General features: G+C 72.0%; 9 protein-coding genes and 2 pseudogenes. 7 read left to right on the top strand and 4 right to left on the bottom strand.

What is annotated here, in order from left to right; all coding sequences use genetic code 11:
* Positions 1-97 precede the first annotated feature (97 nt).
* The 6 genes and pseudogenes from ABZ749_RS25160 to ABZ749_RS25135 all read left to right on the top strand — a co-directional run.
* Positions 98-430, top strand: a pseudogene (locus tag ABZ749_RS25160) (preprotein translocase subunit SecA); the annotation flags it as partial.
* Positions 421-585: pseudogene (locus ABZ749_RS25155) on the top strand (fumarylacetoacetase); the annotation flags it as partial. The pseudogenes ABZ749_RS25160 and ABZ749_RS25155, both read left to right, overlap by 10 nt.
* A gap of 248 nt (positions 586-833) precedes the next feature.
* Positions 834-1,043 carry a DUF397 domain-containing protein gene (locus ABZ749_RS25150; RefSeq protein WP_130405275.1) on the top strand — a complete coding sequence of 70 codons (210 nt, stop codon included), beginning with the start codon at positions 834-836 and terminating at the stop codon, positions 1,041-1,043.
* A 144-nt stretch (positions 1,044-1,187) separates the two neighbouring features.
* A complete protein-coding gene (locus ABZ749_RS25145) occupies positions 1,188-1,670 on the top strand; it encodes an SRPBCC family protein (RefSeq protein WP_355005922.1) in 483 nt (160 codons plus the stop codon).
* 81 nt (positions 1,671-1,751) lie between these two features.
* Complete coding sequence (locus ABZ749_RS25140; protein WP_357231901.1) at positions 1,752-3,008, top strand: PQQ-binding-like beta-propeller repeat protein; 1,257 nt, start codon at positions 1,752-1,754, stop codon at positions 3,006-3,008.
* Between the two features lie 101 nt (positions 3,009-3,109).
* Positions 3,110-3,472: an LPXTG cell wall anchor domain-containing protein gene (locus ABZ749_RS25135; RefSeq protein ID WP_357231898.1), complete on the top strand. Its 363-nt coding sequence runs from the start codon at positions 3,110-3,112 to the stop codon at positions 3,470-3,472.
* Between the two features lie 41 nt (positions 3,473-3,513).
* On the opposite strand, the gene ABZ749_RS25130 is transcribed toward ABZ749_RS25135, so the two are convergent.
* Both ABZ749_RS25130 and ABZ749_RS25125 read right to left on the bottom strand, forming a co-directional pair.
* Complete coding sequence (locus ABZ749_RS25130; RefSeq protein ID WP_357231895.1) at positions 3,514-4,431, bottom strand: hypothetical protein; 918 nt, start codon at positions 4,429-4,431, stop codon at positions 3,514-3,516.
* 130 nt (positions 4,432-4,561) lie between these two features.
* Positions 4,562-5,116 (bottom strand): hypothetical protein, encoded by a 555-nt coding sequence (locus ABZ749_RS25125; protein ID WP_357231892.1) that lies wholly within the window; start codon positions 5,114-5,116, stop codon positions 4,562-4,564.
* A 173-nt stretch (positions 5,117-5,289) separates the two neighbouring features.
* Between ABZ749_RS25125 and ABZ749_RS25120 the strand changes: the two genes are divergently transcribed.
* The gene (locus tag ABZ749_RS25120; protein WP_357231889.1) at positions 5,290-5,745 is read left to right on the top strand and encodes a hypothetical protein; all 456 of its coding nucleotides are present in this window, start codon (positions 5,290-5,292) and stop codon (positions 5,743-5,745) included.
* Between the two features lie 85 nt (positions 5,746-5,830).
* On the opposite strand, the gene hisC is transcribed toward ABZ749_RS25120, so the two are convergent.
* Positions 5,831-6,934, bottom strand: a complete 1,104-nt coding sequence (gene hisC, locus ABZ749_RS25115; protein ID WP_355005917.1) for a histidinol-phosphate transaminase — start codon at positions 6,932-6,934, stop codon at positions 5,831-5,833.
* Positions 6,931-7,450 (bottom strand): RDD family protein (locus ABZ749_RS25110; protein WP_357231886.1); only part of this gene is annotated, 520 nt, incomplete at its 5' end. The genes hisC and ABZ749_RS25110, both read right to left, overlap by 4 nt.

Here is a 7,450-nt window from a genome sequence, read left to right as displayed (position 1 = left end):
TATGTCGGGTTCGGCGGGGTCGAGCACCGCCACCAGTGACCATCGCGCCGATGAAGCGCCTACGATGGTTCGAGACTGTCTAGGGGAGCGTTGATCCGTGTCGATTCTGGAAAAGGTCCTTAACGCGGGCGAGGGCCGCATGGTGCGCCGCCTCAAGGCGATCGCCAATGCCGTCAGCTCGATCGAGGACGACTACGTCAACCTCACCGACGAGGAACTGGCCGGCATGACCGAACAGTTCCGGGAGCGGCTCGACGAGGGTGAGACCCTCGACGACCTGCTGCCGGAGGCGTTCGCGGTGGCCCGTGAGGCGGCCGCCAGGGTGCTCGGCCAGCGCCCGTACGACGTCCAGGTGATGGGCGGCGCGGCGCTTCACTTCGGCAACATCGCCGAGATGAAGACCGGTGAGGGCAAGACGCTGACCTCGGTCACTGGGGCGGGGCCGAACCGGTCACCGTGGGCGGCGAGAGCCGTACCTTCCTCGACGACGGCGACACGGTGACCATCACCGCCACGGCGCCCGGCCCGGACGGCACCACAATCGCCCTCGGCGAGGTGTCCGGCACGGTTCGTCCGGCCCGTTGAAGCCGCCGCCGCGGCACAGCCCAGCAGCGGCTTTCCTCTGCTGAGTCGGATTACTGCGACCCCTCCGGAGTGCTCTGACCATCTGGTCTTCGAGTCGTCTCGTTCACGGGACTCTTGATCGCACAGCGGGTGCGATCAAGAGCCCTCGTTGCGCCGTTGGTCACGCGGATCAAGTGGTCCCACACGGGCCGGGCCCAATGCCCGTCCACAGCGGTGGGGCAATCCCGACGCACACGGAGGTAACGACGATGCACGATCTTGCGGGCGCGGTCTGGCGTACCAGTAGCCGTTCAAACGACCAGGGGCTCTGCGTGGAAGTGGCGGACAACCTGGTCGACGTCCATGGTCTGGTCGGGGTCCGCGACTCCAAGGACCAGACCGGTCCCACACTCGCGGTCAGCCCGCCGGGGTGGACAGCGTTCATCGGCGCGATTCGGGCCGGTCGCTTCGAGCGCTGACCGGCGCTTCGGCGCCGGTCGACGACGACCGGTGCCGAAGCGACCGCCCAATCGGACAACGTGGCCCCCGGGGGGTGGAAATTCCGCTCCGGGGGCCCCGTCCGGCCCTCACTCCGCGTACCGTCGGGGACACGGGAGGGTGGCATGTCGACGGTGGCGATTACCGGGATCATCGAGGCGCACGCTGTCGACGTCTGGCGTCTGCTGACCGACCTGCCTGGCCGCGCGGCCCGGCTGACCGCAGCCGGCCCGATCGAGGTGCTCACCCCGGGTTCGTTCGGGCCGGGCACCTCCTGGCGCGAGGAACGGGTCCAGCCGGGCGGCGCCACGCTGACCGAGGAGTTCCTGGTGGTCGAGGCGCTCGCACCGCAGCGACTGGTGCTCTGCTCCTCCGGCACCGGCGCCGACTACCGCATCACCTGGAGCCTGCGGCCGGTCCGCCGCCGCCGTCGGGGTTGCACAGCGGTCACAGTGACCCACGAGGCGGTGCCGACCGCTCCGTACGGTCGGGTGGTCGCGCTGCTGCTCGGCGGGCTGGCCGCGCGGGCGGTCGAGGCGGCGCTCTGGCGTGATCTCGCCGACCTCGCCGTCGCGGCCGGTGCCGCCGGCTCCGTCGAAGCCGCCTGAGCGCCAGGCGGTCAGCCGTCGCCGTGACCTGAACGGGGTCCGGCCCTCTCCGCTGGGTAGGGTGCCGGGCGGAGGTGCGGCATGAGGTTCCCGAGAGGCCGGCGACGGCTCGCGATCGCGGTCGCGGCGCTGCTCGCGACGGCAGCCGTCGCGGTCATCGTCCACCGGGTCCTCGCACCGGCAGAGGTGAGTACTGTGGCGCGGGCCGACTATCCGGCCCCGGCCCGACCGGCCGCCGGAGTGATCGGTCGGTTGCCGGTCGCCCCGTTGATCGTCGACGGAAGACTGCGGGTGTACGCCGCACACCGTCAGGTCTACGCCGACCGGCCGGTCGACGGCCGGTACCGGACCAGCCCGTACTGGTCGTACCGGCGCTGGCCGGCGGAGCTGACCGGGGTGGTGGCGAGCGGCAGTACCGTGGTCAGCCGTTGGTCCGACGGGCAGCTCGTCGCACTCGACGCCCGGACCGGCGGGGTGCTCTGGCGAGCCGACGGCCCGGAGCCTGTCGAGAGCACGGCGCCGGTACGTCGTACCTGGGCGGCGACCGTCTGGGATGCGCCCGGGCTCCAGCTCACCGACCTTCCCGACGGGCGGATCGTGCTGGTGGTGACCGGGGATGCCCAGGCGCGTGGGGTCGAGCTGAGCGGCGGTCGGGAGCTGTGGCGGGTCGCGCTGCCCGGCAGGTGCCGCAGCGATGTCGGCACCAGCGCCACCGGGCTGCTGATCGGTCTGGACACCTGCGCCGGGGCGGCCACTGTCGAGTTCCGGGACGTGGCCACGGGCGAGGTGCGGGAGCGTTGGCGACCGCCGGGCGGCCCGGACGGGTTTGTGGTGACGCCACTCGGATGTCGTACCGGCGGCTCGGACTGTCTGGGGTTGCGGACCGCCGGACCGGGTGTCGAGGGCGGCCGGGGCTGGTTGTTGACTGCCGGGTCGCCGGTCGCCGCTCCCGCGCTGGATCCGGCCGGCGTCGCGCTGGTCGGTGAGCAGTCCGTCGCCGTGCTCGACGGGGTCGTTGTGGGTCGATCGGCGCGTACGGCCACCGAGCTGTGGCGCTCCGCGGGCCTGGACGGGGCGCGGGTGCTGGCGGGGCAGCCTGGCCGGGTGCACCTGTTGACCGAGGCGAACGATCTGGTGACGCTGGATCCGGTGACCGGTAGGCAGTTGTCCCGATTCGCGCTCAATGTTGGGTCGGACGGGACCGGCTGGGCGCCCGGGGCGGTGACTGCCGAGGACGGCTTCGTCGCGATCGAGCGGCTCCGAAGGCCGGTCGACCCCACCGGCGATGACCGGCGCTACTTCTACACCGGCGAGACGGTGATCCTGGCCGCCACCTGATCGTGGCGTCTTCCGGCTCGGAACACCGAACCATTCCATTCCCTTTGTCGTGAAAGGGTACGTTTTTCACGGTTCAGGTTTCCGGTGGAAGGGGTCGGCGCATGGCCAGGACAGCAGCCAACTACCTCGTGGGCGGGGCGCTCGCCGCCACCGCGAGCCTGGCGTTGGCGGTGTCGCCGGTGCTGGCCGCCGGCCCCGCCTCGGCGCAGGGGTTCGGCGTCGTCCGGGCCGAGCCGTCGGCGGACACGGGCGTCACCTTCGAGATCCTGCCGGCGTCGCCGACACCGCCTCCGACTCAGCCGCCGCCCACGTCCACACCGACGGCGCCGCCCCAGCCCACACCGAGTCACGGCGGTGAGTTGCCGGTCACCGGGTCGGGTGGGTCGGCGCTGCTCCTCGCCGTCCTGGGCGCGGCCCTGATCGTCGCCGGCTGGTTCGCCGCCCGCCGCAACAGGCTGAGCTGACGGGCCGGCCGGAGACGGTGGTCGGGCTGGCACGCCCGCTATCAACGGCCGGCCGGGGTGCGCTCCCTCGGGCGGCTGGTGCGAGGCCAAGGCCGGCGGGACCGGCGGGCCAGGATGGCGAGGCCGACGACCAGCAGCAGCCCCACTGCTGTCGCCACCACGGTCCACCCGGAGAACATCCGGGAGACGACATTGCCCCGTTTCCCGACCTGACCAGCGTCGGGGAACGTGACCTGCGCGGCGATGCTCCGCTTCACCAGGCCGCTTTCCAGGTTCACCTCCGCCTTCCAGGGACCGTTGGGCAACGTGTTCGGGAGTCGGGCGATGACGTGCCCGGAGGCGCCCGGCGCCAGCGTGACGCCCTGCCCGACCGGAAACGGGCCGGCCCGACTGCCGGCCGGACCATCGCTCAGGATGACCGCGCCGGTCAGGTCGACGGCACGGCCTCCGGTGTTGCTGACCTGGACGGTCACCGACGGTTCGCCCTCGGGGCTGCGGGCCGGGCGTACCTCGCCGATCGAGAAGTCGGAGGCGGGTTCGCCACCGGGCCCGATGTCGAGGTACATCCGGACTCCGACCCGGTGGACCTGCGTGATCTCGCCGCCGGCCCGGGGGGTTGAGGCGGTGGATGCCCAGACCACCCCGTACCGCTCGCCCTGGGAGGCGGTCGGTGGCACCGTGATTGTCGCTCGGACCCGGGTCTCTCCCCATGGTTCCAGCTCGACTGAGCGCTCGTCGAGGGTGACCCAGGAGGTCAGCTCGTTCTCGGCGCGACCCTCGCCGAAGCGGAACGCCGCATCCTCCAGGGTCGCGGCCGCCGGATACACGTCGACCCGACGGGTCTGGTCGGTGCGATTGACGATCAGCAGTTGCCGCTTGATTGTGGTGCCCGGCGGTAGGTGGTCGACGATGTAGCGCAGCGCCCGGGGGTCGCTGCGGCGTTCGGTCGGGGCTTCCAACAACCGGATCCCGATGGTGCCGTCGTCGGATCCCGCTTCCGGTTCGACCGCGCCGGCCCGGGTCGACAGACCCGGACCGGCGAGGCAGAACAGGGCGAGGGCGACAGCGATGGTCGACCGCCCCCGGCGGCTATGCCACCGAATGTGTCACCGTGCCGGTGTAGACGCCCGCGATGCTGTCCAGCGGGACGTTGACGTCCAGGGTGGGGTTCCAGCTGGCGGTGTTGCCCCCGGTGCCGCCACTGTGGGTGAACGCCGTGAGCGGGGTGACGCTGGACAGCGGCTGGGCGTCGCCGGCGGTGGCCTGCCCCGGCGTGAAGGTGCCCGTGCCGGTCGTGGCCGTTGCCGGGCCGGACCAGTAGTCGATCTCCTCGGGGAGGACCGTCTCGGGCGGTGAGCCGCCGCCGGTCTGGAAGACGCTCGCGGTCACCGAGGCGACCCAGGAGGCGTCGGCGGCACCTCGCGAGTCGGTGACCGTCACGACGCCGAGCTGGCCGGTGATGACGCCACCGGGGGCACCGTCGCCGAGGTCGGCGGTGGCCGGCGCGACGATGTCGAGGGTGCCGGCGAGCACCTCGAAGGTGGTGTCGGTGGTGTCGGTGGGCGCGGCGGCAGCCGGCGCGGCGAGGAAGCCCACCATCGCCGCTGCGGCCGTCCCGGCCAGACAGATCTTGGCAGTACGCACTGTTCGTTACCCCGTTTTCTCGAAGTGAGCCGGCGTGAGTCCTCGGCACGGCCGGCTACTTCGGAAGATAGGGCAGAAACAACGCAAAGTTGGACAAACGACGCTTACTTCTCGCAGCTTGACGACCGAGGTGAGGTTCAGCATGCTCGTCCGGCCTGGATTGGAGACGCGAGATGCGCGCTGGTCGTTCCGCCGTATGCCTGGCCATCGGCACGGTCGTCCCTCTGCTGATGGTCAGCGGCTGCACCGGTGACACGGCGAGACGATCGGCGGTGCCGACCAACCCGCCCGCACCCACCGGGCCGAGTCGGCCTGCGCCCACCACGGAGGCGCCGACGGGATGGTTTCCGCCCGGCCGGGTGCTGCTGGCCGGCCCGCTGGCGGAGCAGAAGGAAGCAACCATCGCAGATGTCGTTCCCAGTGGGGCCAGTTTCACCGTGTATTTCGTCTGCACGGGAGGAGGCCGGATCGCACTGGACGTGAAGACCGCGGCTCCGCTGCGATATCCCTGCGACGGGGTGCCCAACCTGTCGCAGGTCTACGTCGACAAGGGCGTCTCGACCGACCTTGCCGTCGGAGTCGAGGGTGAGGCGCAGTGGCGACTGGCGGTGGTCGACGGAGCGCCCTAGGGGCGCTGGTGGGCGGAGCAGCCGCGTGCTGCCCCGCCCGCCGTCATTCCCTGCCTGTGGGTGGGTGCGCTACCGCCGGCGACGGTCAGGCCAGCGCGGCCTCGGCCGCAGCCAGGAACGCGTCGTTCTCGGCCGGGGTGCCGATGGTCACCCGGACCCCGTCCCCGGCGAACGGCCGCACGATCACCCCGCGCGCCTCGCACGCCTTGCCGAACGCCACGGCCCGCTCGCCCAGCGGCAGCCAGACGAAGTTGGCCTGGCTCGTCGGCACCTCGGGCACGAACTTGCGCAGCGCCTCGGTGACCCGGTCCCGATCGGCGACGACCAGGGCGCAGCGGCGCTCCATCTCCGCCACCTGGGTCAGCGCGGCGAGCGCCCCGGCCTGGGCTGCCGTGCTGCTGGAGAACGGAGTCGCCACCTTGCGGATGGCGGCGGCCACCACCGGCTGGGCGACGAGCCACCCCATCCGCAGCCCGGCGAGCCCCCACGCCTTCGACAGCGTGCGCAGCACCGCCACGTTCGGCCGGTCCAGGTAGTCGAGACCGTCCGGCACCTCCGCGTCGGTGACGAACTCCCGGTACGCCTCGTCGATGACCACCAGCACGTCGTCCGGCACCGCGTCGAGGAACCGGTCCAGTTCGGCGCGGCGCACCGCCGTACCGGTGGGGTTGTTCGGGTTGCAGACGAAGATCACCCGGGTCCGGTCGGTCACCGCCGCCGCCATCGCCGCCAGGTCGTGCCCGTGCCCGGCGTCGTTGGGCACCCGCACGCTGGTCGCGCCGCTGGTCGCCACGATGATCGGGTACGCCTCGAAGGACCGCCACGAGTAGAGCACCTCGTCGCCGGGCAGGCAGGTGGCACGCACCAGGTGCTCGGCCAGCGCCACCGAACCGCAGCCGGTGGCGATCCGGTCGGCGTCCACCCCGTACCGCTGGGCCAGCGCGTCGCGCAGCGCGACCACGCCCATGTCCGGGTAGCGGTGCGAGGTGGTGATGGCCTCGGTGACCGCCTCCACGACGCCGGGCAGCGGGCCGTACGGCACCTCGTTGCTGGCCAGCTTGATGGCCTCCGGCAGGCCCAACTCGCGGGCCAGGTCGGCGGGGCTGCGCCCCGGCACGTAGCTGGGCAGCGCGTCCAGGTCGACGCGGGTCAGCCGCAGCGCCGGCTGGTGACGTCCGGAGTCGGTCATGGGGTGTCTCCCGGGGGCTGGTTATGGTCGTTCGAGGGGGCGGTGTCGGTGTGTTGAGGGACTTCGACGACCACCGTCTGTGCGCGCTTGTCGTGCAGCGCCTGGCGCAGGGGGTGGTCGAAGAGGGGGGAGAGGGCGTCGACCAGTTGCAGCACCAGGCCGAGCCCGGCGCAGTACCAGAGCAGGGTCGGCAGGCCCATCGTGCTCCAGCGGCTCAGCGCCCGGCGGACGCCCAGCGGCTGGTCGGCGGCCATCGGCACCGCCCGGATCCGCATGACCCGCTTGCCGACCGTCTGCCCGCCGGAGGCCATCGTCGGCACCTCGTACGCCAGCCAGAGCGCGGTGGCGATCAGCAGGATCGCCACCAGCAGAGAATTCGCCTGCTCACTGGGGAGTGGCAGGCCGTCGGCGGAGGTGTCGCCGCGCGACGCGCGCCGGAAGACCTCCTGCCAGTACGGCGCCCACTCCTGCGCCCAGCGCCAGACGAACCAGCCGTTGACAACCACGTTCAGTGCG

The sequence above is a fragment of the Micromonospora sp. NPDC047753 genome, from assembly GCF_040642735.1.
Taxonomy (GTDB): Bacteria; Actinomycetota; Actinomycetes; order Mycobacteriales; family Micromonosporaceae; genus Micromonospora.
Note: the sequence above shows the minus strand (reverse complement) of the source record. Positions and strands in the feature narration are given on the sequence as shown.

Bases quoted from the DNA above. Each gene is read 5' to 3' on its own strand.
- ABZ749_RS25150 (WP_130405275.1), top strand. From the start codon at position 834: ATGCACGATCTTGCGGGCGCGGTCTGGCGTACCAGTAGCCGTTCAAAC.
- ABZ749_RS25145 (WP_355005922.1), top strand. From the start codon at position 1,188: ATGTCGACGGTGGCGATTACCGGGATCATCGAGGCGCACGCTGTCGAC.
- ABZ749_RS25140 (WP_357231901.1), top strand. From the start codon at position 1,752: ATGAGGTTCCCGAGAGGCCGGCGACGGCTCGCGATCGCGGTCGCGGCG.
- ABZ749_RS25135 (WP_357231898.1), top strand. From the start codon at position 3,110: ATGGCCAGGACAGCAGCCAACTACCTCGTGGGCGGGGCGCTCGCCGCC.
- ABZ749_RS25120 (WP_357231889.1), top strand. From the start codon at position 5,290: ATGCGCGCTGGTCGTTCCGCCGTATGCCTGGCCATCGGCACGGTCGTC.
- hisC (WP_355005917.1), bottom strand. From the start codon at position 6,934: ATGACCGACTCCGGACGTCACCAGCCGGCGCTGCGGCTGACCCGCGTC.